We start from the raw sequence: 1,078 nt of genomic DNA, 5'->3' as shown, positions 1-1,078 counted from the left end.
GGGTTTTTATATATTTAATAAATTTGCTGATTGCCATACTAACTTTAGATCTATGATTTCCATCTATTAAATAATACTCTAAATCAGACACTCCATCATAGTCCTGTAGGAACCAAAATTCAGCATCTCCCATAGAGATTCCAGAATCAAACTCGTTGAGTAGATCAGTTATAGCGCTACTGCCCGTACCACCATAGCCAGTAGAGGTAATTATTTGTTTATGCATTATTCTTTCCTAAAATTGGCTCCCATTTAGGTGATATATTTTCTATATGAAATTTCTTTGCATACTCTTTCGACGTTTTTCCAAACTCTAGCCTAAGATCAAAATCATCCATCAATTTCTTTAAATTTTTCGATAACGTAGCAATATCTCCAGTGTGACACACTAGCCCATTTTTGCCATGTTTGACTAAAAATTTAGCTCCGACATTATCAAAGGCTACTATGGGCAAGCCACACTCCATGGCCTCTATTACAACCATTGGCATTCCCTCCTCAATGGAAGACATTACATAAATTGAACTATCAATATAGTATTGTTTAATATCAAATTGCTGTGGTATAAATTCAATGTTTTTCACATCAAACTCTTCACATATTCTTTTAAGATTATATTCTTCTTGTCCGCTGCCGATAATCCTTAGTCTCCACTCTCCAACATCATCACAAATTAATTTCCATGATTTTATCAATAAATCAAAACCTTTCACTTTGTCAAGCCTCCCTACAGCTAAAACATTTTTTTGCATCAAATTACTAGGATTATCAACATAAAAAGTGACTGGATTTGGTATATACACTATTTTACTTGCGATCTCTTGCCAATAATTTTTAAAAATTTTATTAATTATTTTTCTTTTAAATGTTTTATTAACGGCAAAACTGTCAAAACTATCGTAATCATCATGTAATGCAATAATATTATCAAACGTACAAGCTATCATATAATTTTTAAAATTATCATACAGTGTTATAAAATCGCTACTTCCACCATGAGCAAAATAAACCAATTTTATACTTCTATCTATCAAGCCTATTTTTTTAAGTAAATATAGGTATGGTATATATAGGGCTT

General features: G+C 31.2%; 2 protein-coding genes. Both read right to left on the bottom strand.

All coding sequences use genetic code 11. The features are described 5' to 3' along the window. A partial coding sequence (locus CYP77_RS08935; protein ID WP_219809404.1) for a hypothetical protein occupies positions 1-226 on the bottom strand: 226 nt, incomplete at its 3' end. Next, positions 219-1,078, bottom strand: an 860-nt coding sequence (locus tag CYP77_RS08930) for a glycosyltransferase (RefSeq protein ID WP_141090846.1), incomplete at its 5' end; no start/stop codon positions are given. The genes CYP77_RS08935 and CYP77_RS08930, both read right to left, overlap by 8 nt.

The organism is Campylobacter concisus (assembly GCF_002913865.1).
Lineage (GTDB): Bacteria > Campylobacterota > Campylobacteria > Campylobacterales > Campylobacteraceae > Campylobacter_A > Campylobacter_A concisus_AM.
Note: the sequence above shows the minus strand (reverse complement) of the source record. Positions and strands in the feature narration are given on the sequence as shown.